Below are 24,294 nucleotides of genomic sequence, written 5' to 3'. Positions count from 1 at the left end.
GTATGTCTAATTTAAACCCTTCTTTGCAGGTTTTAATTAATAAATTCATTAGATTTACTGTATTTGGTTTGGCAATAATTACCTCTTTAAGTAGCATTGGAATTGACTTAACTACATTAACAGTTTTAAGTGGAGCTATTGGGGTAGGAATTGGTTTTGGGCTACAAAATATAGTCTCAAATTTCATAAGTGGAATTATTATTTTAATTGATAATTCAGTTAAACCAGGTGATGTAATTGAAATAGATAATACCTATGGGATAGTATCTAGACTAAACTCTAGATTTGTCTCTCTAGGAACTCTGAAAGGAGAAGAATATCTAATTCCTAATGAAGATTTTATTACTAAAAAAGTAGTCAACCTATCCTATAGTGATAAACTAATTAGACTAGAAGTACCTATTGGGATTTCTTATGATAGTAACGTAGAACAAGCTATTAAACTTGTAGAAGAGGTAGCCCACAATAACCCTCGGGTTACTGAGCTGCAAAATCCATCTTGTTTATTAACTGGATTTGGAGATAGTTCTGTTAACTTAAAATTAAGATTTTGGATTACAGATCCTGAGAAAGGATTAGATAATATTAAAAGTAATATCCGCTTAGGTATTTGGAAGTCTTTTCAAAAACATGATATAGAAATTCCTTATCCGCAACATAACCTCCATTTACAATAGGATTTTATTCAAATAATTTTAATTTTATCCCACAACTTTTCATGAACAAAATAAATAACTGTTTTAGCAACAGCTTCAACTAAAGCAACTGAACCAGCAACTTTAAGCTCTCCTGTCAATAAGTATATAATTAACAAAGTGCTACTGGTAGCTGTTATTCGCCAACTTACTGTCTTTAAAATCACTCTTAAACTACCGATTATCAATCCCCTCCTTAGCTAAACCTAATCTTCCTTACTAAATAATATGCTACTTAACTAAAATTATGGCCCATAAAAAAAAGGACACAATAACTTGTGTCCTCAATTAAAAACTATTCTTCTTTAAATAATGGGGTACTTAAGTATCTTTCTCCCGTATCAGGAGCAATAGTTACTACTCGTTGATCCTGATCTAATCTCTGGGCTACTTTAATAGCTGCTGCTACTGCAGCTCCAGAGGAAATACCAACAAGGATTCCTTCTTCAACTGCTAATCGGCGAGTCATCTCCATAGCTGCTTCATTCTCTATCTGTACTACATCATCTAAAATTTCCACTTCTAATACTTCCGGAATAAATCCGGCCCCAATACCTTGGATCTTATGTGGCCCAGGATTATCACCACTGATAACAGCTGAACCAGTCGGCTCAATTGCTATAATTTCTACCTCAGAAAGCTCTTCCTTGAGAACTTCCCCAATACCAGTAATAGTACCTCCAGTTCCTACTCCGGCTACGAAAGCATCAAGTTCTCCCTCAGTAGCTGCTAAAATCTCTTGAGCAGTTGTCTCACGATGAACTTCCGGGTTAGCTGGATTCTCAAACTGTTGAGGCATAAAGTAATTATCATTATCTGCTACCAATTCTTTAGCTTTATCAATTGCTCCCGGCATTCCATCCTCTCCAGGAGTTAGCACTAATTTAGCTCCAAAAGCTTTTAGTAATTTTCTCCGTTCCCTACTCATTGTATCCGGCATTGTTAAGATTACATTATATCCTTTAGCCGCTCCTACCCAAGCTAAACCGATTCCGGTATTACCACTTGTAGGTTCGACAATAGTTCCACCTGGTTGCAATTTTTCTGCTTCCTCTCCTGATTCAATCATGCTCAAAGCAATTCTATCTTTAACACTATGTCCCGGATTAAAAGACTCCAATTTAACTGCTACCTCGGCAGCATCTTCAGGAACAACTCTATTTAATTTAACTAATGGCGTCTCACCGACTAATTCAGTAATATCATCTACAATCATGCTTATAACCTCCTCATTTATTAAAAACCTAGTAAATTTATATGTTTAATTGATATTTTTAGTATACCAATATTTTCTCCACTTGTCAAGATGTCTCGAAGGGAGGCTCTAGCAACCTAGTAGGTATCACTTCAAAGTTGATCTCATAATCACTACCTAAGCGGTGCTTGATTTTAGTAGCTAATCTATTCAGTACTTCCTCTTTCATTTCCGTCGGAGCATAAAAGACTAATTTAGCCTGCTTATTTCTCGCATCAACATCTATAGTAATTAATCTGTCTTCTAACTGGTCTTTAAAATGATCGCGATAGACCTTACGTACTATATCAGCTGGCTGTTCTTTGATCAATTGCTGATAGGTAATTAGCGATAAAGGAATAGTTAGTACAATTACCGCAATAATCAAAAAAATCAGACTCTTTTTAATCATCTTTTTAGCTGTCGATTTATACCACCACTGAGGTTTTAAACCTTTAATATAAAAAATAGTTATAATTGCTAACAAAAGGCTGAATAGATTCCCAAATAATAATAAACTAGAACCTAAGACCATTGGTAAATGCCATAAGGCAACACCAATTCCTAAAGTAGCCATTACTGGTATCAAAGCAGCAGCAATAACTACTCCTACTAATTGTTGCGACTTAACATTAGTCACTAGCGAGTAAGCTCCTGCTCCTCCTGCAGCAAAAGCAATTAATAAGTCAGCAATAGTAGGAAACATTCTTATCTCTATAGCCTTATTAACTGCTACATTAGGAATTAATAACCCAAAAATACCACCAACCACAATAGCAGTAACAATCACGAGCCCTTCAGAAACTGCTCCTTTACTAAACAACTTCCAATCCCCTAAAACAATCCCAATTGCCATCGCAGCAATCGGGCCAAATACAGGAGCAATAATCATCGAACCAACTATTACTGGGGTGTTATTCAAGATCAAACCTAACGAAGCAATAATGGAAGCCACTATAGCCAAAATAATAAATTCCGGATCTACTTGACTACTCTCTTTAGCATAAGTAATAATTGTCTCCCGAGTTGCTCTATACTCGTATTTATTTAACTTTTCTTCGTTTCGAGGAATAACAGTATCAGGAGTAAAAATAATCAAACTTCGATTTTCGTTAGTGGAAAAATTAAATTTATTCTTTAATCTATCCAGTAACTTATCAGCATCTCCATACAGTAGATTAATAATCAATAAATCCCCTGTCTGAGATTGGATTAATTTATAATCCTCAATATCAACACCTAGATTCGATAATGTCTTTACTGCTTCTGTTCCTTCTCCTGGTTCAAAAGTAGCATGGACAATCTGCATACTTAGCTCCTTTCTAGAAGATACTTAGTTAGCTATCTTCTAGTGTACCACTCTAAGAGCTAAAATATTACTAGTATATTGTTCATTCCATAGCTATCAGCCTGCACCAAATAACTTTTATTTTAGATTTTGAATTGGCTCATAGCACATGGCACACAGCACACGACTCAAAACTAACGACACACGACTAAAGACTAACTGCTCTAATCATCTCCTCTAGACTAGTATCCGCTTCCCAAGTGTAAATTTGCCACTCCTCAGCAAAACCAGCACTTTCTTCGGAAGCTAAACTAGTCATTGGCCCATGAACCTCAACTTCAAAATAGTCAAACTTATATGTATCAAAAACTTCTAGGGCATAACCATGTCCAAACTCAGCTCCAGAAAAAACTGGGAATTGCTTTAAATAACCAATCTTCTGCCCTTTATCTTCAACTATAGATAACAACCAGCCAGCAGAGAAATAAGTTCCTAACTTAAACTCTACCTCACCTGGACATTCAATTATAGCATATAACTCTCCATCAATCTTCATAAGAGTCATAAAATCTTTCCCATTAGTTTCCATTAAATTCTCTAACTTATATTCATTAGAAATAGGAAACACTACTTTTCCTGAGCCTAAAACTTGTGTTACATCCCATAATCCATATTCTTTACTATCGGCTTGACAATTCTTCATCTTTTGTTTTAACTTCAAATTATCATCATCTTTATTTAAAATAATCTTTCTAATTAATTGCATTCCACTTTCTCTACAAATTGGACTGATCATCTTAAACTCAATCTTATTATTTGATTGATAGTAATCTATTTGATATTCACCAACAGCTAAATCAAGATAGGGAGGCCAACCCCACTTTGATTGTGGAGCTAACCAAGTCTTATAGCCACCTATAGGTAAATAATCTAAATCCTCTCTATAACTTTCAATATCCTCTACTTCATCTAGGGCAAATTTTTTTCCTCTTAATTTAGGCATAGTATATAACAATTCTGTTTCCCCTTTAGAGAAACTAATAATCCTACCTCCAACTTGAGGAACAACTTTTATACTTAAATACTTATTTTTCAGCTCATAAGCATTCCAACCTTGATAAGTAATTGATTTAAGCTCTAAATCTTTACTCATCATTATCATCTTCTTTATCCAAGCGCCCTAGAATTAATTGATAACCATCAGCACCATAATCTAAATATCTCTTAACTCGACTGATAGTAGCAGTGCTAGCTCCAGTCTCATCAGCAATCTCATTATAGGTAGCATTTTCCTTTAACATTCTTGCCACTTCTAAACGCTGTGCCATAGATTTAATCTCTTTAATAGTACATATATCTTCAAAAAACTTATAGCATTCTTCTTTATTCTCCAAAGATAAAATAGCCTTAAACAGTCTTTCAGTAGCTTCATCTTTAAATTTATTATTCATTTTAGTCACCTCCTACTACTTGTTTCTACTATATTTTAACACATTAAAGGCATAAAATCATTGTTCAAAATAATATTTAAGTTGAATAACTAAAATCTCCAATAAAATATAAAAAGTTGCCTCCATTTGGTATCATGTTAAGTAAGCTACACAAAACAAAACCAAAGGAGGCAACTCAATATGATTATATCAACTAATGAGTTGTTGGAAAACCTTACATAATTTTTATTTAATTTTTCCTAGATTACCAGTTTTCTACCTTATAAAGTTTGTCATTTTTTTAGATTCATGTTCAGGAACTTTTAGATCCTTAGCTGCCTCTTTCATCTTAAGCAGATAAGCCATGTTTTGTCCCAAAACTCTCATAGTTTGCTTTCCTTCCTCATCTTCTTTAGCCTCTCCAAGCATCATACCATGAATAATATTCCAGTAACTCGACCCAGGAACTATCATTTCACTACCTAAAAAATAATCATTTAATGCATTATAAGTATTAAAACCTCCAGAACGTCTTACAGCCACCACTGCAGCCCCAACTTTATACTTTAAAATTGGTTCTTCAGACCCATACTCCATTGAAAAAAATGCTCTATCTAAAAAGTTCTTCATAGTCCCAGAAATATTCCCATAATAAGTAGGAGAACCTAAAATTATTCCATCTGCTTCCTTTATCTTTGCTATCCATTCATTTACCTTATCTTCTTTTATTACACATTGGCCCGTCTTATTCTCCATACAATGAAAACAAGAAGCACACCCTCTAACATTTTTATTTCCAACTTGAATAAATTCTACCTCAATCCCTTCTTTTTCTAATTCATCTCCTACTATTTCTAATGCATAATTAGTATTACCTGTTTTTCTTCCACTTCCATTAAATGCAACTACCTTCATAATAACACCCTTTCTATTTAATATGACCAGTCGTCTTAAAAAATGAAATAAACGACTGGCCATCGACTTTAACTAAATAACCAGTCCCCAGTAATAATTATAAAAAGAACCTTGTGGTCAAACCATACTTTTATTTATTAATGATTCAGTTTCCAATTTCTATAATATAATATCATATCTGCTAAAACCATTAATCCATTCAACAAATATAGGAAAACTACATAATCAAAACTATATAACAACTTATGTATTACACCTGAAATATAACCTGTAAAGATAATAATTAAAAACCATAAACTCTTACCTGAATTATTCCTAGAATTATAAGCTTTATAAATAGACATTGGCCAAGCTGCGCCAAAACAAACCAACATAATAATTTCAAAAATACTCATTCAATCCTCTCCTTTTCCTTTAAATTTTTAATTAAAATTTTTGATAGCGCTCATTATTAGAATATTTTTTCTAACAACGGTAATCCTAAAACAAATAAACTTCTTCCTCTACTATACCTTGTTCTAAAATTAATCAAACTATAGCTGAATTTAAATATCTTTTAGCTTCCTCTTAGCTCATCTCACGATCACTATAATTAGAATCACCGCTTTTTTCTAATCCTATGACCTTAAATACATCAGCTTATGATAAAGAAAAACTGCTAATTAACTAGTCTGGTTAATTACTAACTATAACAAAATTTCCTTTAAAACTTGCATAAAACCATCTAACGGTTCTCTCCCTTGCTGTGATTTCATCCGTAATAACACTCCCTGCCAAGCATTAACAATAAAATTAGCAATAGTTTCACTTTCTAATTTTGAATTAAAATCACCAACTTCTTCTGCTTCTTTTAAACACTGACCAATTTTTTCAGTTAACTCTTGATAAAACTCCTCTGTTGCTTGGGCTATTACCTCGCTTACATCGCCCATCTCCTGAGTTAAATTTCCAACAAAACACCCACACTTAAAACCCTCATTTTCAAAATCATTTATTTTCTTTTCAAATAAAGCAACTATCCTCTCTAAAGGTTGCTTACTTTGATCATCTAAAATTTCAATATATTTTTCATGGTCAGCAAAATAATGGATTACTTCTTTAGCATAATCTTCTTTACCAGTAAAATAGTTATAAAATGATCCCTTAGGTATACCTGCTACATCAGTTACATCTTTGACACTGGTCCCATTATAACCATACAAATGCATTAGCTGAGATGAGTTTTCAATTATTTCTCTTTTTTTAGTTTCCTTTTTTTTCATAGTAATTATAACCTCCATAAAAATATTATATGACTGGTCATCTTAAATGTCAAATTTTTTTATATGTCACTTCTCCGCATTCCGTCATTAAATTACGAGATTTCTTTTTTACGCTATCCTTTTAAGTCTAAAACTATATGATATAATGTTACTAAACTAAAAGGAGGAAGATTAGATTATGAGATTACAAGAAATAATTAATGATCATTATGACCAATTAAATGAAAATGACTTATATATCTTAGAGTATATCCTCAACCATAAGCAAGAATGTTCTCAGCTAGGAATTAATCCTTTAGCTGATAAGTGTAATGTCTCGCGGACAACTATTTTTCGGTTAGCTAAAAAGTTAGGATTTAAAGGATATAGTGAATTTAAGTTTTACTTAAAGTGGGAAGAGGAAGAAAACGAGCAAGAAAAAACAGATTATACCCAACATCTTTATAATGATATCACAGAAACTATTAAACTAATCAAGGAAAGAGACTTTACAGAAATTTGTGAAGTACTTTATCAAGCAGAAAGAGTTTTTGTCTATAGTACCGGGGCTGCTCAGATGAATATTGCTCAGGAATTAAAACGCACCTTTTTAATCACCCATAATTTTTTTCATATTATTGATCGGCATCGAGAACTAGAGGTTATTACTCCTAGTATAACTAAAGAAGATGTAGTCATCTTTATTTCTCTTTCCGGCAATACAATCGCTTTCCAAAGTTGTCTTAATGAAATCACTATGAAGGGGATTAATACTATTTCGATTACCAGGCTGAATAACAATCAACTCGCGCAAATGACAGACCATAACCTGTATGTCATGTCCTCGCCCTGGAATTACAAAGACAAGGAAAGTCATTCTTTTTCTATGTTTTTTATTCTTATTGAAGTACTATTTAGACAGTATATTAATTATCTCCAAGAACAAGAAGGTAATTAATCATAAAACTAGTACGAAGCCAGGAACATTCCTGGCTTCGTACTAACCAATTATAAATTATTTTAATTCTGGCCAATAATCTTGATTAGCTTCGATTAAATCATCTAAGATATCCTTAGCAACTTCTGCACTAGGAACTGTTTTAGATAGAGTAATTGCCTGCCATAATTTCTGGTAAGATCCTTCTTCCCAGGCCTCTACTACTAATTTTTCTACTGCTACTTGTTGTTCCATCAAGCCTTTTTGGAACCGAGGAATCTCTCCTATAGCAAGTGGCTCTGGCCCATTACTACCTACTAAGCAAGGAATCTCTACCATTGCTGTTGGATCAAAGTTTTCAATTGCTCCTTGATTTTCTACAATCAATAACATTCTTTCCTGAGTATTATAGGCAATAGCTCGCGCTAAATCAACAATATAAGAAGCATGTTCGTCAATCTCTAGCTCACAACCTGCTGTCGATTGATTTTCTATTACCTTCTTAGCTTCACCAAATACAAAATCCTCTCGACCATCCATTACCTCGTTGGCTCTAGTATATTCTTTATCAGAGTGCTCTACAACATAATCCGGGAAGAGATAATACTTAAGATACGTATTTGGTAAGGTAGTGGGATCTACTGCATAGACATCTCGCGCCTTAAGGAAAGTATCATTCCAACTCTCATCATCATGTTGAATATCTCCATTCTGAGTAGTATAACCATACTCAGCCACATGATCTTGGATCTGAGGCATTAAATCATTACCTTCTTGGTCAGTAATACTGGACCACCAACCAAAGTGATTTAAGCCATAATATCGAGTCTTCATTTCCTTCCGAGAATCCAATCCGGCAATCTCAGCCATCCGAGTCTCAATCCCCACTGGCATATCACAGATATTTAGTATCTTAGAATCAGGACGTAATCTCCGAGTTGCTTCTGCTACAATAGCAGCTGGATTAGAATAATTTAACATCCAAGCATCAGGAGAATACTCCTCCATATAATCTATAATCTCTAAAATTGGCCCGATAGAACGCATCCCGTAGGCAATTCCTCCTGGCCCACATGTCTCTTGGCCGACAACATCATGCTTTAGAGGAATCTTTTCGTCTAACTCCCGCATTTGATACTTCCCAACTCGGATATGAGCCATCACAAAGTCCACATCTGTAAAAGCTTCTTCTGGATCCACTGTAGCTGAAAATTCAATCTCAGGGGCCTGTTCTTCTAAAATAATTTCACAAGCCTGAGCAATAGTTGCCTGTCGTTCTGCATCATTATCATAAAATTTAATTTTACGAATCGGAAATTTATCTAGATTATCCAATAACATCAATATAATCCCTGGAGTAAATGTACTTCCGCCACCAGCAATCACTATAGAAAATTTCTTCTTCATAACTATCTCCTCCTTATTAAATAACTTAAATTATTTATTTAATTCACATTTTAAAACTAAATCTTGACTAGTAACTTCTGCCTTAGAAACTAGAGTCAATTTACTTACTTTATCCTCATAATTTGTAACTACTACTGGAGTTACGATTTCTTTATTATTTTCTTCTATAAAATTAATATCAAAATTCAATAAGTGATCTCCTACCTCTACTAAATCTCCACTATCAACTATGACTTCAAAACCTTCTCCTTCTAATTCAACAGTTTCTAATCCTACATGAATTAAAATTTCTAACCCTTCTGTAGTTTCAATTCCGATAGCATGCTTACTAGGAAATACTTTTTTGACCTTACCTTTAACTGGCGATAATAATTTTTCACTATTGGGAATAATAGCAAAACCATCCCCTACCATTTTCTCTGCAAACACCGGATCAGGTACTTCTTCTAGATCTATAATATCTCCACTTAAAGGGGCACAGATCTCTACAACATCAGATTTAGATGAAAATAATTCTTTAAACATCTCCCCTACCTCCTTCTCTAGGTCAACATTACTTTTCTGTTAAAGCAATTCTTCAAATTTATCTCGCACTTGAGAGACAGATAAACCAACAATTATTTGGATTGCTTTCCCATCTCTAACTACTCCATGAGCTCCTGCATCTTTAAAGACACTATTATCCGCTAATTTAGTCTCATCTTCGACAGAAATCCGCAATCGGGTAGCACAATTCGTAACATCAGCAATATTTTCGCTGCCTCCTAATGCCTCTAAGAAAGCTTGGGCTTTGCTATCTCGGCTGGAATTATTAGTTTCATCCTCTGTCGAAGAATCTTGTTTTTCTTTATAATCTTCTTTGGTATACAGCTTTGTTTCTTCATCCTCTGCTTCACGGCCTGGAGTAGCAAGATCAAATTTCAAGATTAAATACCGGAAGACAAAGAAATAAATTGCTGTAAAAGATAAACCAATAATAATCTGAGTTATATAAGTTCCTGGGTGATACGTAAATAATGGTAGCCAGTTTTGAGCTAGCCATTCAATCAATCCGCCACCAAAGTTACCGGCAATTCCAAAAGCAAATGTTACAGCCGCTAAAGTCGCTGCTAAAACTGCATGAACAGCAAATAAAGCAGGAGCAATAAATAAGAAAGTAAATTCAAGTGGTTCTGTAATTCCTGCTAGCACTGCAGTCAAAGTAGCTGGAATTAATAAACCAGCAACCATTTTCTTCTTGTGGGATTTAGCAGTCGCATACAATGCAAGTGCAATTCCTGGTGCGCCAAAGACTTTAGACATCCCATGTAAAGCAAATCCACCTTCTGGAAATACTTCACTAAGTGACTGAGTAGCATGAGCAAATTCAGATAGATGCTGAGCCCAATAAGAATAAATCCCACCTTCCACTACTGCTGGCCCGAAAATAAAAGGTCCATAAATAAAGTGATGTAGTCCTGTAGGAATTAAAATTCTCTCTAAAAATGTATACAACCAGACTCCAATCACACCAGAACTAGCTAAAAATCCTTGTAAAGAAGCTATTCCAGTTTGGACTTTTGGCCAGAATAAACAGGTAGCTAAAGCAACAGGAAGCATTACGAAAAATCCAATAATTACAACAAAAGAAGATCCTTGAAAGATTCCTAGATACTCTGGTAGCTCTGTATCAAAATATCTATTATGCAGATAAACAACAATCCCAGAAATCAAAATAGCTCCAATCATACCTGTATTTAAGGTTTTAATCCCCGCAACTTCAGCTAAACCAAAACTATCACCAGCACTAACTGAAAAATTAACCCCAAAACTAGAACCCCATAAAGTAAGCATGGCATTAACAAAATAATTAAAAGTTAAATAAGAAACCAAAGATTCTAGACAAGCACGTCCCTGAGCTTTTTTAGCTAAAGCCACTGGCAACCCTACCACAAATAATAGAGGTAACTGACGAAATACAGTCCAAGATCCTTCCTGAATAATAAACCAGATCTGATACCATAAACCATCTGGGTTAGCTATTGAACCAATAATCTCCTGGTTCATAAATAAAATAGCTAATCCAACAGTTATCCCGGCAAAGGGAAATAATAAGACTGGTACAAACATTGCAGCCCCAAAACGTTGGATCTTCTCTTTCATAAAGTATCACTCCTGTATTAATTTTATGAATCCTTTAATTGTTGGTTATATGATAGCAGATAAACTGATCCCTTACAATATAATTAAACGCTTTAGTATCTAATCACACCTTCTGTGCAGTTTCACAAAAGGTGTGAAATTTCACAGAAGTATTTCCTCAAGCTACTAATCCTCTATTATAAAGTTCAAAAAATAAAGTAGGACCAGCTTCACAGCTGGGACCCCTTATCAAACTGCACGAACGGTTTTCCCGTATACAGCTTTCGGTTATTGGTGCTCCATATCAGAGAGTAAGTCAGCGACTCTATGTTACCATAGATGTATATTTCACTCTCGATTACAGCACATCAGTAAGCAGTGAATCTAGTCCTTCTTCTCTTAAAAACTTATTCGATAAGCGATAATTCTGATGAATTATCGCTTTCTTTCCTTCTATGAAAGAACGTATTCTCATTCTTATCCATTTATCTAATTTCCTATATAATGTTTTGATATTGCCTATTTTAAAGTAATGTCCCCAGCCTTTTAGTACTAAATTTAACTCATCAATTATTATTTCCAATTTCTGAGGTCTATTTCTTCTAGTTATATCTCTTATTCTATCTTTAAAGTTATTTATTGCTCTATCTCTTGGACTTTTATAATACCAATGATGAAATCTAAATCCTAGAAATTTAAACCCATCATAAAAGTTTGTTATCACTGTCTTCTCAGGATGGAGTTTTAATTTTAATTCATTTTCTATTATCTGACGAGTTACTTGTAATGCTCTTTTGGCTTTATCTTTACTTTTGGTCAATACTACAAAATCATCAGCGAAGCGAACTAGTTTATATCCCCTTCGAGTCATCTTCTTATCAAAGTAATGTAAATAGATATTAGCTAATAAAGGAGAGATCACACCTCCTTGAGGTGTTCCTTCTTTAGTCTCTTTTCTTCCTTCTTCGGTCATGACTCCTGCAGTTAGCCACGATCTAATTAAGTCTAATACCCATCCATCACTTATATATTCTACTATAAAATCCATTAATAAATCATGGTTTATAGTATCAAAATAAGATTTTATATCTGCATCTACTACCCAATCGTAACCTTGCTGTTTATATTCTTCTATTTTCTCTATTGCATCATGGGTTGATCTGTTAGGTCTGAATCCAAAAGAACATTCACAAAACAATCTCTCAAAGTATATTTCTAAGATTTGTTTGACTGCTTGTTGGGCAATCCTATCTTTAATTACTGGAATCCCTAGTGGTCTCTTTTCTCCATTTTCTTTTGAGATATACGTTCTTAGTACTGGTCGTGGCTCATATCTATCCTCTCTTAACTGCCTATATAATTCTTGCATATTCAGTTTATAGTTATTTCTATATTCATTGATACTTACATTATCAATTCCACCACAACCACCATTAGCCAGCACTTTTTGTCCTGCCTTATGCATTCGCCATTTATCTGTGATTAAATCTTTCAGACTGTATAAGGTTCGAAAATTTTTTTCACCTATCCTAATTTCACTACTTACCAGTTCTTTCTTTCCTGTCTCGATATCTTAACCCTTATCTTCATAGTACTCCTAAGCACGTCTTTAGGCTCTCACCAATCGCACCTCTTAGTTCACTACTACTTAAGTCATGGTATTTCCTAAATTCATCATATTTTCAGTTATTATTTCCTGTCTATATTTCTTTTAGAGCTCACTATCTTTAATAGCGTCTAAACCATTCTTATTAAGATATCATTGACAGTCTATTCTTAACTTCAATAACCTGACTATCCTTCACTGTAATCAACTTTCATTGATTTTTTTCGCTACTATGATAGCTTCTGAACTCTAATATATCCTCACTCTGGCTTTCCCATTTTAGGTTATACCATCATTTATCTCTATAGATTTCTATACAGAACTATATTAGAGACTCCTCTGGTCAATTACGAAAACTATTATAGCCATCCCAACCATAATCACACCTAGTAATTCGACATGGACACTCTCGTTATCTCGCTTTTTATCCAGAGCCACCTGCATCCCCCAAGTCGACATTGGACTTCTTCATTTTTATGGTGAATCGCCACTACTAAATGCCACCGACGGTTCACATATTGTTTTAGGCTGACTATTCACCTCAAACTCTTCAGATTCTATCTCACGATAGACACCCTGTTACTATTGGTTTCACACACCGATACGACGAAAACAGCATGGATAGAATTCTCATCTACTATTTTCATAATCTACAGAGAACACATAAAAAAAGACAGAACATTACTGTTCTGCCCTAACTGACACTTATAAATAGATATATTTAACTATAAATAAAGCTCCTAATAGATAAATAATCCAGTGTACGTCTTCACCTTCACCATGGAAGAACTTCATAATTGGATATAAAATAAAGCCTAAAGAAATCCCAGTAGCAATAGAATAAGTAAAAGGCATAGCAACAACTGTTACAAAACCAGGTAATGATTCAGCAATATTATCCCAATTAATCTCAGTTACATTCTCTAACATAATAGAACCAACAATAATTAACGCTGGAGCTGTAGCAGCTGCCGGCACAATCTTAATTACTGGAGTAAAGAAGATAGATAAAATAAAGCAGAAAGCTATTGTAACACCTGTTAATCCAGTTCTACCTCCCTGAGCTACTCCTGAAGCCGATTCAACATAAGTAGTAACTGTCGGTGTTCCCATCATTGAACCACCAATTGTTCCAATTGAATCAGCTAATAAAGCACGATCTGCTTTAGGTAAGTTTCCTTCTTCATCTAAGAAACCAGCCTGATGACTAACCCCTACTAAAGTACCAGCAGTATCAAATAAATCAACAAATAGAAAAGCAAAGATAATCGTTAAAATTCCTTCATCTAATGCTCCGGCAATATCAGCTTTAAAAACAACAGGTGCCCAATCAGAAAAGCTAGGCAATTTAAAAATTGCTGAGGGTAAACTAGTTACTCCCAGCGGAATACCTAATATAGTAGTACCAATAATTCCAATTAAGATACTTCCTTTCACATCTTTAGCCATTAATAAACCAGTAATTATTAACCCTACAATAGCTAAGATAGAACTAGGGTCTGCTAAATTACCTAAAGTAACTAAGGTAGCATCACTATTAACTACCACCCCGGCATTTTGGAGGCCAATAAAAGCAATAAACAAACCAATACCTGCACTTACTGATGATTTTAATGTTTGCGGCATAGCATTAATGATTGTCTGTCTTACCTTCGTCAAAGTTAAGATCAAAAAGATAATTCCCGAAATAAAGACAGCTCCTAAAGCTTCCTGCCAACTAAGTCCCATACCTAACACAACAGTATAAGTGAAATAAGCATTTAAGCCCATCCCTGGTGCTAAAGCAAAAGGATAATTAGCAAAGAAAGCCATACATAATGTAGCAAAAGCCGCCGACATTGCTGTGGCAATCATTACTGCTTCAAAAGGCATTCCTGCTTCGGATACAATTCCTGGATTAACAAAGATAATATACGCCATAGTCATAAAAGTAGTTAAACCAGCCATTACTTCTGTCCTAACATCAGTATTATGTTCTTCTAAAGCAAATACAGTATTTAATAAATCAGACATATAAATCCCTTTCTTAAGTATAAAATTTTAGTCCCTACGAGTCCTAAAAATCAGGACTCTCCGTGGAATAGAGAAATTAAAGATTTCTCTATTCCCACTCAATGGTAGCAGGAGGTTTAGAAGTAATATCATAGACAACTCGATTAACTTCAGGAACTTGATTAGTAATCTGTTGCGAAATATTTGCTAATACATCATGAGGAATTCTAGCCCAGTCAGCAGTCATAGCATCTTTACTTTTTACTGCTCGTAAAGCTATAGTATGTGTATATGTTCTTTCATCCCCCATCACCCCTACACTCTTCATTGGAGGTAGCACAGCAAAATACTGCCAGATTTCTCGCTGTAATCCTGCTTCCTTAATTTCCTCTCTAAAAACAGCATCAGCTTCTTTTAGCACTTCTAATTTATCTTTAGTGACTTCTCCTAAAACTCTAATTCCTAAACCAGGTCCCGGAAATGGTTGCCGCCAGACAATCTCCTCAGGTAAACCTAGTTCTGCTCCTACTTCTCGTACTTCATCCTTAAATAATTCTCGTAATGGCTCAATTAATTTAAAAGTCATATCTTCTGGTAAACCACCAACATTATGATGACTCTTAATGGTTGCTGAGGCATCACTACCACCACTCTCAATCACATCAGAATAAATAGTTCCTTGGACTAAATACCCAGCATCACCAACTTTAACGGCTTCTTCTTCAAAAACTCTAATAAACTCATTACCAATTATCTTTCGTTTTTCTTCGGGATCTCCTACCTCATTTAGCTTGTCTAAAAACCTCTCCTGAGCTTCAACATAAACTAAATTCATATCAAATTCTTGGCCAAATGTTTCCTCTACTTCTGTTCCTTCATCCTTTCTTAATAAGCCATGATCAACAAAAATACAAGTTAATTGATCTCCAATTGCCTCATGAACCAAAGCAGCTGCAACAGAAGAATCAACACCACCTGACAAACCACAAATCACTTGTTTATCGCCTACTTCTTCTTTAATATCTGCTACTGTTTCTTCAATAAAGCTTGAAGTAGTCCAATCTCCACTACACTCACATACATTATATAAGAAATTATTAATGATTTCTGTCCCTTGGGGAGTATGTACAACTTCGGGGTGAAATTGAACTCCATAAAAACCTAACAATTGATTCCCAATTGCTGCCACAGGAGAATTAGCTGTATAACCAATGATCTCAAAACCTGTTGGCATTTCAGTCACTCTATCTCCATGACTCATCCAACATTCTAGCTCTTGTCCTACATCAGATAGCAAATCTAATTCTTCCTTCACTGTTAACATCGCTCGACCATATTCTCGCTCATCTGCTTGCTCTACTTTTCCACCTGGTAATAAATGACTCATTAGCTGCATTCCATAACAAATTCCTAAAATAGGAATCTCTAACTTAAAAATTTCTTCTTCAACATAAGGAGCATCTGCACCATAAACACTAGCTGGTCCACCAGAAAAAATAATTCCCGCTGGATTCAGTTCTTTAATCCGTTCTATAGAAATATCATAGGGTACTACTTCGGAGTAAACATTACATTCTCTTACTCTACGAGCTATTAATTTACTATATTGGCCGCCAAAATCTAAAACTAAAATTAATTCATGATCTGTTTTATATGCCATTTTGTCCCTCCTAGTCTTATTATAAACAAAAAACCCCAAGTTATATCCTGGAATAGGAATATACTTGGGAAATAGAATTCTATAGGGCCAACTAACAATAGTTTCCCTTACAGAATTCTATTTCGTAGTCAGCTAGTTTGCGGCTAGCTGGTAGATACTTTCGAGCCCTATCCTCAAAGATATACGAAATAGTACTAGTATCAAGTTTCATCTACTACTAAAAATTTATTGACTATTAATACGAACTTATACTTAATTTAAAGGTACACTTATTAACGACTTACGTCAGTAGTATAAATTAAAAAAAGATTATTGTCAAGATGATTCTACTCCTTAGCTAACTTTTCCTGGGCTGTAGCCATTACTTCATCATATACCTGCCTAACTGGTATTGCTAACTCTTGGGCTAGTGTTTGGCATTCCTTATATTCAGGAGCATACTTAATTAATTCTCCTTGGTAGTAAGCTAACTTGACTGTTAACTCCCCAAATTTCGTCTCTAATTGCTGGAACTTACGTTCTAGTGCCTTCCGTTCTACTTGATACTTGCGAATCCCAAAAGTAGTTGTTTCTCTAAATAGAATTTCTTCTAGTGAGGAAACATCCTCGGGCTGACACAAGACATTAACTTTACTGCCTGGTCGGTTCTTCTTCATCATAATATCAGTCAGGTAAACATCTAAGGCTCCTGCTTCAAATAATCTCGGATACAAATAAGAATAAATTTCAGGATTCATATCATCAATATTCGTTTCTAACATCATTAGTTTAGTCGTTCTTTTTTTTTACCCACTACTACTCGTAATAAATTACTAATCTCTAAGTCTTTATCTCCTAACCCATAACCTACTTGTTCAATCTCCATCTCCGGAACAGGCTTAAATTCAGCAGCTAAAGTCTTAGCTATAGCAGCACCAGTAGGAGTTACTAACTCACTTCTTACTCCTGTAGAGTAAACTGTAACGTCCTCTAAAATCTCTAGAGTAGCTGGCGCAGGAACAGGAAGCCTACCATGAGCACAATCTACAAAACCAGTTCCTACATGAAGGGGGGCAGCATAAATCTGATCAATGTCTAACTGATCGATACAGATAGCTACACCAATAATATCAACAATTGAATCAATTGCTCCTACTTCATGAAAATGCACCTCAGAAAGATCTTTATTATGTACTTTAGCCTCGGCCTGGGCTACTAGCTTAAACATCTTCTGACTTAATTCTTTTACCTGTTGATTTAAGTTGCTAGTCTCTATTATTGCTTCTATATCAGCTAGATTCCGATGGGGATGATAGTGTTCCTCATCTTGGTCATGATGGTGGTGATCTTCAATCTGGACTTTAAAATCCGTCCCAGTCACTCCTTGCTTCTGTTTTTTTTCTATCTGTAATTCATAACCTGTAATTTCTAACTTAGCCAATTCTGCTTGTAATACTTCCTCATCAACTCCTAAATCAAGCAAAGCACCAATCGTCATATCACCACTGATACCTGCTAGGCAATCAAAATATAGTATTCTATCCATTCTATCACTCCTTACTTACTATTCTTAAACTCAGACTCAAACTAAAACTTAATCTCAACCTTAACCTTGCTCTTAGCTTTTATTCCTCACAGCTAATAGCACATGACTCATAGCTCATGACTATCTCGCCTGCTCTATCTGTTGAATAATTGTATTTGCTAAGTAACCAGCCCCAAAACCATTATCAATATTAACTACTCCTAGACCACTAGCACAACTATTTAACATCGCCAGTAAAGCTGCTACTCCTTCAAAGTTAGCTCCATAACCAACACTAGTTGGAACAGCAATAACAGGCTGATCTACTAAACCACTAACTACGCTAGCTAAGGCCCCTTCCATACCAGCTACTGTAATAATTACATTAGCTGCTTCAAGTTGATCTCTATTGCCTAATAACCGGTGAATCCCTGCTACTCCTACATCATATAACCTTTCCACTTGACTACCCATCATTTCTGCTGTAATAGCAGCTTCTTCGGCCACTGGAATATCGGAAGTACCACCAGTAACAACTAAAATGTGACTGGCACTTAATTCAATTTCTTGTTGTTGAATAACAATGATATTGGCCCGTTGATGGTATTCAATTTGATCTGTTAAGTCTGTTAATTCATCATATATCTCCTGGCTAGCTCTAGTAGCTAAAACATTACTTCCTTTCTCCAACATCTCAGCAGTGATCCCCTTAACTTCCTCATGGGTTTTCCCTTCACAATAAATTACTTCTGGGTAACCATTACGCAGACTACGATGATGGTCAACTTTAGCATAACCTAAATCAGAAAAAGGTAAATCTTGTAATTTATCCATTGCTTGCTCAACATCTACTTTTCCAGCTTGTACTTCCTTTAGTAATTGCTCTATCTCATTATTTTGCAAAGTTGGCCCTCCCTAGCAATCAATTTATAATTTACAATTAACAATATACAATTGACAATTGAAATTACTGAATAAAATTTAATGTTCTGCAAATTAGATAATTCAAGCCTTATTTTTACTCCAGCTCGCTAAGATTCGTTACTAAAAAATTTAAATATTGTTGTGAAACTCTTACTTAGTAATTGCGAAAGATTGTGCTGTTTGATTTAAGTAGAACAATCCGCGACTTGTGGTTAAAATAAGAGAGTGATATATGTTCCAGTATCTTTTAATATCTCCAGTAACTCTTTAACCGTAAGAATCATTGATTGTTCTACCCTTGAAATTTTTTGGTAACTTTTATATTTTGATAAAAGTTACTCGGAAAAAAGCTACTTTGTAGCTTTTCCGAACTAGCTGTTGAATTTTTATTGCTAGCTTTTTATTAAAAAGTGAAGTATTATATCAATTACTCCTCAATTGTTTTATTCATATTACCAGTTTGATAGCCCCCTAGATCCATTGTCACATAATTAAAACCTAAACTTTGCAATTTCTCATTAATCTGATCCATTTTTCCTAAGTCAAATAACTTAAGTCTCTCCTCAGGGCCAACTTCTATTCTAGCCAAATCTCCATGATACCTAACTCGAAATTGCTCAAAGCCTAATTGATCTAAATAAACTTCGGCTTCTTCTAACAACTCCAGCTTATCTTCAGTAATTTCCTCGCCATAAGGAAATCTAGTAGCCAAACAAGTTAAAGACGGATCATCCCAACTGGATAAATCTAACTTTTTAGATAATTGTCTGATTTCTTCCTTCCCTAAACCTGCTTCTTTCAGTGGGCTTCGCACATCTAATTCGTCAATAGCTCTTAATCCAGGCCGGTAATCACCTAAATCATCTACATTAGTTCCATCAGCTACTGGCCGCTCACCGGCAAACTCTTTAACCTGAGAAAATATTTTGCTCTTACAATGATAACATCTATCAGTTGGATTATCCTTAACTAAACCCATCAACTCATCATCAATACTAACTACCTGATGCTTAATCCCGATCTCTTGAGCCATCTTTCTCGCCTGATCAATCTCTTTTTGAGCATAAAGTGGTGCTTCAGCAGTTACAGCTAAAGCATCCTTACCTAAGACATCATAACTAACCTTAGCTAATAAAGTGCTATCTACGCCACCTGAAAAACCAATTACTATCCTACCTAAATCCTCAATAATCTCCTGTAACTTGTCATGTTTTTCTTCTAAATTCATCTTCATTCCTCCTTATTAGAAAATCTATCAACCTGATCCATCATTACTGCATAAGGTTTTAAATCAAGTACTGGTGTACCATCAATAGCATCCAAACCTGTAACTAGTAACTTATTATCATCTCTGTTTAATAATTTTACTGTAGTAACGCCAATAGAATTTGGTCGTTTAGGACTCCGCGAAGCAAACACTCCTCTTTCCTCTCCATATCTTCTAGGCCCTTGTAGAGTATATCCCTCAGCGTGATGTAAATTAAAAATCACTTGTAAGTAATCAACATCTTCAATCTTATATAAACCAGCTTCATACTCAGGATTAATTACAATAGTACTTTCCTGTTGTTGCATTTCTTCTGGGCCAACAGGTTCTGTAAATTTACTTTTAATAACTCCAATCTGCTCAAAATTAGTCATCTAAATCCCTCCCCCTTATTAATCCAATTAACAATGTACAATTGACAATCATACGCGTTAACTTAATATATATTTTTCTAGATAGATAGGTTGTGTTAACTGACATTTATAATTTTTTGTTCACGAATATGAAATGGAAATTAAAAAGGAATTGAATAAGCGAAATCTACCATTTATTTCGCTTATTCCTTTTTAATTAGAATGTAATGAACAAAAAATTATACCGGAAGACGACACAACCTACCTATCCTTAAACAAAAATTACAATGGTTTTTCTGGGACTATCAAAAGATTATCATTATGCTTAGTAATACTAACCTCTACCTGATAAACTTCTTGGATATTCTTACTAGTCAACACTTCTAATCCCCCAGCAGCAAAAATAGCCCCTTCATCTAACATTACAATTTGATCACTATACCTCCCAGCTAAACTTAAATCATGCATTGCTATGACAGCAGAAATACCCTGATTAGATTGCTCCTTAATAATATTTAAAATTTCTAACTGATGTTTTAAATCCAAATCACTTGTTGGCTCATCTAACAGTAAGATATCTGGGTCTTGAGCTAAAGCTCTACCGATTAATACTTTCTGTTGTTGGCCCCCACTTAGTTGATTAATATCTTGCATGGCTAATTGATTTAAATTTAGTGTATCTATAATTTCTGAGACAACCTGTAAGTCATTATTTTTAGGCTTCCAATTAATATATGGTTTACGCCCCATCAAGATAGTATCAAATACAGTAGTTGGAAACTTCTTAGTCTCTTCTTGCGGTACATAACCTACACATTTAGCCAATTCTTGGCTGCTATAACTTTTAAGATCAGTCTTATTAATTAAAACACTACCAATTTGTGGTTCTAAAATCCGATTAACACACTTTAATAAAGTACTTTTCCCTGAACCATTAGGGCCAACTAATCCTAAAATTTCTCCCTGCTTTAATTCTAAATTAATTCCTTTTAAAACTGATTGACTCTGATAATTAAATTCTACTCCCTCAATTTTTAATCTCACCAATACTGCCTCCCTTTTAATACTAAATAGATAAATAATGGAGCTCCTAAAAAAGAAGTTAAAATTCCTACTGGGAGAACAATAGGAGCAATAATAGTTCTCGCTACAGTATCAGATATCAATAATAAAAGACCTCCAACTAAGCCAGAAAAAGGAATTAAAAATCTTTCCTCTCCTCCAATTAATTTGCGCACAATATGAGGAGCAACTAACCCCACAAATCCTATAATTCCTACAAATGAAACTAGCAAGGCAGTTACCAAAGATGATAACACCATCCCGATTAATCTTACTCTCTCTACATCTACCCCTAAACTTTTTGCTGTTTCAGTCCCTGAGTCTAGTGCATTATAATCCCAACTATGATACACAAAATAAATACTAGCTGGAATTACTGCTACCAACATCAGCACTAAATTATTCCAAGTAGTTCTTCCTACATCACCAAAAGTCCAAAAAACAATAGAAGCAATTTCAACATCACTAGCAAAGTATTGTAAAGCTGTTGTTCCAGCTGTAAATAATGAACCAAGAGCCACCCCTGTTAGAATCATTGTTTCAGAAGTAGCATTTTTATACTTAGTTAAAGCAATAATTACTCCAGTCGATACTAAACCAGCTACAAAAGCAGATATAGTAGTTAGATACGGACTATTAAGCACTACAGCATCTGCACTGCTAGAACCAGCTCCCAGAACAACTATAGAAAAGGCTGCCCCAAAAGCTGCTGCTTGAGAGATTCCTAAGGTATAAGGGGAACCTAAGGGATTCTTTAAAATACTTTGCATTGTTGCTCCGGAAATAGATAAGCCCATTCCTGCAATAATTGCTGTTAAAACCCGGGGTAACCTTATATTCCAAATGATTGTTGTAAACTTTGCTATATTCTGGCCTGCTAAAATTGATATCACCTGAGATAATGGTATCTTAACTGCTCCTACTGCAATAGAATAAATAATTACTCCTACTAAAGAAACCAGGATTATCATTCCCAATAATAACTTGTGGTTACTATATGTTTGATAGTCGTTTATAATTTCTTTCTTAGCCAACATTTCCACCTCTTAATCTAACTGATTTAGTCTTTTAAATCCACCATATTTATTAGCTAAAGCATCATAAACTGGCTGACCAAGAAACTGATTATAAATTTGATTTGCTTTTTGTTTAGCAGCTATATCGTCAAATTGCTGAGGATACAAAATCTTACCAATATAATAAGAATTAGCTAATACTGTAGCTACATTACGATGGTAAAAAGCATACGGTAATAAACCATAAACTTGATTATTTTTTAGAGCAGTTAAAGATTTATACTCCAGATGATTCTCTAAATCCTGCTTAATCAAATTTAAATTAGCTTCATCAACAAAAATCAATTCAGGGTCCCAATCTAATAGTTTCTCTTGGCTAACCATAATTGAATTAACCTGTTCATACTTCAGTTTATTAGCTACATAATTAGCATCTAAAAATGTAAATGGAGGGAACGGAACTTTAGTCGATACAATTCCCTGGGCTCCCTGATATGATATCCCGCCAGCATACACTTTCTTGTTATCTGAAGTAGAAATATCTTGCGTCCTTTGCTTAAGATCAGCAATTAAACTTTCTGTATAATCGATTAAATCTTTAGCCCTATCCTGCTTATCTACTAACTTACCAATTAACTGCCAAGATTTATACAGATATTTCTCTCTCTCCGGGCCAACATCGATATACTTAACTCCTACTACTGGGATCCCTGTCTTCTGCTGTAAGTCATTAGCTGTCCCCTTAGCACCATAAAAAAAGATCAGATCTGGATCCTGAGCTACTATTAATTCAGCATCTCCACCATGCCGTGGCCCAATGGTAGGCAACTCTTTTAGTTTAGAATGAGCTAAATTATAGGCTGCCCCCCAATCATTTCGTTTTTCTGCTTCTTCTACTCCTACTACTTTATCTACAGCTTGGAGATGAGTTACTAATCTTAAAGTTCCAGGCCCAACTGCTACAATTTCTTCTACATCTTTAGGAACTTTAACTTCTCTACCTAATAGGTCTGTAACTTTAATTGTTTCCCTTTGCTCAATTTTTTCTGTAACACAGCCTGCTCCAACTAAACATAATCCTACTACTAAAATTAGAACAATCGATTTCTTCATCACTTATCCTCCCTATATTCAGCCTTTACTCACAACTCATAACAGTAGTCATAGTTAATTTATGATGTTTAACTCCTCTTAAGCCCCCTAACTTATTAGCTACCTTTTGAATTTTTTGAGTTGGCCCTTGCATAACAATTACTTCTAAACAATGTTTATCATCTAAATATAAATGAAGATTCGATTTAAATAGACAATTATAATTATCTTCAATTTCTACTAGTTTCTCTGGTAATTGCCGCTGCTGATGATTATAAATTAAAGTTAAGGAGCCAATGACTTCCTGATCCTTATTTTCTGCTTCTTCGGCAATAATTTTAGCCCTGATTAAATCTCTAATTGCTTCCGAACGATTAATATATTTATCCTCAATCAGTTGATCAAACTCATCTAATAATTCTTCATCAACTGCTACCCCAAACCGTTTTAAATTTGACATGTTGGCCCTCCTTAAAATTTCTCGTAACACAAAAAATAATTTTGTGTTACTAACCATATTTTTCTATAAGTAATTAGTAACTCCTGCAAA

General features: G+C 34.6%; 23 protein-coding genes, 1 pseudogene and 1 riboswitch. Of the genes and pseudogenes, 2 read left to right on the top strand and 22 right to left on the bottom strand.

All coding sequences use genetic code 11. The features are described from left to right. Positions 1–2 precede the first annotated feature (2 nt). Complete coding sequence (locus tag ACYQ3D_RS09320) at positions 3–677, top strand: mechanosensitive ion channel family protein (RefSeq protein ID WP_459838064.1); 675 nt, start codon at positions 3–5, stop codon at positions 675–677. Between the two features lie 8 nt (positions 678–685). Here the strand turns inward: ACYQ3D_RS09320 and ACYQ3D_RS09315 are convergent, their stop codons facing one another. The 8 genes from ACYQ3D_RS09315 to ACYQ3D_RS09280 form a co-directional block, all read right to left on the bottom strand. Then, positions 686–883 (bottom strand): DUF2061 domain-containing protein, encoded by a 198-nt coding sequence (locus ACYQ3D_RS09315; RefSeq protein WP_459838062.1) that lies wholly within the window; start codon positions 881–883, stop codon positions 686–688. Between the two features lie 107 nt (positions 884–990). Continuing rightward, positions 991–1,911 carry a cysteine synthase A gene (gene cysK / locus ACYQ3D_RS09310; RefSeq protein ID WP_459838060.1) on the bottom strand — a complete coding sequence of 307 codons (921 nt, stop codon included), beginning with the start codon at positions 1,909–1,911 and terminating at the stop codon, positions 991–993. 85 nt (positions 1,912–1,996) lie between these two features. Next, complete coding sequence (locus tag ACYQ3D_RS09305) at positions 1,997–3,238, bottom strand: TIGR00341 family protein (protein WP_459838059.1); 1,242 nt, start codon at positions 3,236–3,238, stop codon at positions 1,997–1,999. A gap of 187 nt (positions 3,239–3,425) precedes the next feature. Next, on the bottom strand, positions 3,426–4,370 hold the full coding sequence (locus tag ACYQ3D_RS09300) for a DUF4380 domain-containing protein (protein ID WP_459838058.1): 945 nt from the start codon (positions 4,368–4,370) through the stop codon (positions 3,426–3,428). After that, positions 4,363–4,668 carry a YerC/YecD family TrpR-related protein gene (locus ACYQ3D_RS09295; RefSeq protein WP_459838057.1) on the bottom strand — a complete coding sequence of 102 codons (306 nt, stop codon included), beginning with the start codon at positions 4,666–4,668 and terminating at the stop codon, positions 4,363–4,365. Before ACYQ3D_RS09295 ends, ACYQ3D_RS09300 begins: the two co-directional genes overlap by 8 nt. Before the next feature lie 255 nt (positions 4,669–4,923). Beyond that, entirely contained in the window at positions 4,924–5,562 is a 639-nt protein-coding gene (locus ACYQ3D_RS09290) for a flavodoxin family protein (RefSeq protein WP_459838055.1), read from the bottom strand. Positions 5,563–5,699: 137 nt separating this feature from the next. Then, on the bottom strand, positions 5,700–5,957 hold the full coding sequence (locus ACYQ3D_RS09285; protein ID WP_459838053.1) for a hypothetical protein: 258 nt from the start codon (positions 5,955–5,957) through the stop codon (positions 5,700–5,702). A 291-nt stretch (positions 5,958–6,248) separates the two neighbouring features. Beyond that, positions 6,249–6,824 carry a TetR/AcrR family transcriptional regulator gene (locus tag ACYQ3D_RS09280; protein WP_459838051.1) on the bottom strand — a complete coding sequence of 192 codons (576 nt, stop codon included), beginning with the start codon at positions 6,822–6,824 and terminating at the stop codon, positions 6,249–6,251. A 178-nt stretch (positions 6,825–7,002) separates the two neighbouring features. On the opposite strand from ACYQ3D_RS09280, the gene ACYQ3D_RS09275 reads away from it, so the two are divergent. Beyond that, positions 7,003–7,761, top strand: coding sequence for a MurR/RpiR family transcriptional regulator (locus ACYQ3D_RS09275; RefSeq protein WP_459838049.1), 759 nt, complete (start codon positions 7,003–7,005; stop codon positions 7,759–7,761). A 57-nt stretch (positions 7,762–7,818) separates the two neighbouring features. On the opposite strand, the gene ACYQ3D_RS09270 is transcribed toward ACYQ3D_RS09275, so the two are convergent. From ACYQ3D_RS09270 to nikR, 14 genes and pseudogenes are all read right to left on the bottom strand, one after another. Further along, positions 7,819–9,147: a 6-phospho-alpha-glucosidase gene (locus ACYQ3D_RS09270; RefSeq protein WP_459838047.1), complete on the bottom strand. Its 1,329-nt coding sequence runs from the start codon at positions 9,145–9,147 to the stop codon at positions 7,819–7,821. Between the two features lie 30 nt (positions 9,148–9,177). Next, entirely contained in the window at positions 9,178–9,672 is a 495-nt protein-coding gene (locus ACYQ3D_RS09265) for a PTS sugar transporter subunit IIA (protein WP_459838046.1), read from the bottom strand. Between the two features lie 39 nt (positions 9,673–9,711). Continuing rightward, entirely contained in the window at positions 9,712–11,289 is a 1,578-nt protein-coding gene (locus ACYQ3D_RS09260) for an alpha-glucoside-specific PTS transporter subunit IIBC (RefSeq protein WP_459838044.1), read from the bottom strand. Between the two features lie 337 nt (positions 11,290–11,626). Further along, positions 11,627–12,733 carry a group II intron reverse transcriptase/maturase gene (gene ltrA / locus ACYQ3D_RS09255; RefSeq protein WP_459835761.1) on the bottom strand — a complete coding sequence of 369 codons (1,107 nt, stop codon included), beginning with the start codon at positions 12,731–12,733 and terminating at the stop codon, positions 11,627–11,629. Between the two features lie 846 nt (positions 12,734–13,579). Next, a complete protein-coding gene (locus tag ACYQ3D_RS09250) occupies positions 13,580–14,887 on the bottom strand; it encodes an NCS2 family permease (RefSeq protein ID WP_459838043.1) in 1,308 nt (435 codons plus the stop codon). Between the two features lie 88 nt (positions 14,888–14,975). Then, positions 14,976–16,526 (bottom strand): glutamine-hydrolyzing GMP synthase, encoded by a 1,551-nt coding sequence (gene guaA / locus ACYQ3D_RS09245; protein WP_459838042.1) that lies wholly within the window; start codon positions 16,524–16,526, stop codon positions 14,976–14,978. Between the two features lie 105 nt (positions 16,527–16,631). Then, positions 16,632–16,733, bottom strand: a riboswitch (purine riboswitch). A 119-nt stretch (positions 16,734–16,852) separates the two neighbouring features. Then, a pseudogene (larC, locus tag ACYQ3D_RS09240) lies at positions 16,853–18,051 on the bottom strand (nickel pincer cofactor biosynthesis protein LarC). 120 nt (positions 18,052–18,171) lie between these two features. Further along, positions 18,172–18,933: a nickel pincer cofactor biosynthesis protein LarB gene (gene larB / locus ACYQ3D_RS09235; RefSeq protein ID WP_459838041.1), complete on the bottom strand. Its 762-nt coding sequence runs from the start codon at positions 18,931–18,933 to the stop codon at positions 18,172–18,174. 448 nt (positions 18,934–19,381) lie between these two features. Next, positions 19,382–20,182, bottom strand: a complete 801-nt coding sequence (gene larE / locus ACYQ3D_RS09230; protein ID WP_459838040.1) for an ATP-dependent sacrificial sulfur transferase LarE — start codon at positions 20,180–20,182, stop codon at positions 19,382–19,384. 2 nt (positions 20,183–20,184) lie between these two features. Beyond that, on the bottom strand, positions 20,185–20,595 hold the full coding sequence (gene tsaA / locus ACYQ3D_RS09225) for a tRNA (N6-threonylcarbamoyladenosine(37)-N6)-methyltransferase TrmO (protein WP_459838038.1): 411 nt from the start codon (positions 20,593–20,595) through the stop codon (positions 20,185–20,187). Positions 20,596–20,856: 261 nt separating this feature from the next. After that, positions 20,857–21,618, bottom strand: a complete 762-nt coding sequence (locus ACYQ3D_RS09220) for an ABC transporter ATP-binding protein (protein ID WP_459838036.1) — start codon at positions 21,616–21,618, stop codon at positions 20,857–20,859. After that, the gene (locus ACYQ3D_RS09215) at positions 21,615–22,673 is read right to left on the bottom strand and encodes a FecCD family ABC transporter permease (RefSeq protein ID WP_459838034.1); all 1,059 of its coding nucleotides are present in this window, start codon (positions 22,671–22,673) and stop codon (positions 21,615–21,617) included. Before ACYQ3D_RS09215 ends, ACYQ3D_RS09220 begins: the two co-directional genes overlap by 4 nt. A gap of 9 nt (positions 22,674–22,682) precedes the next feature. Next, on the bottom strand, positions 22,683–23,765 hold the full coding sequence (locus ACYQ3D_RS09210; protein WP_459838033.1) for an iron ABC transporter substrate-binding protein: 1,083 nt from the start codon (positions 23,763–23,765) through the stop codon (positions 22,683–22,685). A 25-nt stretch (positions 23,766–23,790) separates the two neighbouring features. After that, positions 23,791–24,204, bottom strand: a complete 414-nt coding sequence (gene nikR / locus ACYQ3D_RS09205) for a nickel-responsive transcriptional regulator NikR (protein ID WP_459838032.1) — start codon at positions 24,202–24,204, stop codon at positions 23,791–23,793. Between the last annotated feature and the right edge of the window lie 90 nt (positions 24,205–24,294).

It is taken from the genome of Halanaerobaculum tunisiense (assembly GCF_054657635.1).
This window is presented reverse-complemented; position numbering and strand designations above follow the sequence as displayed.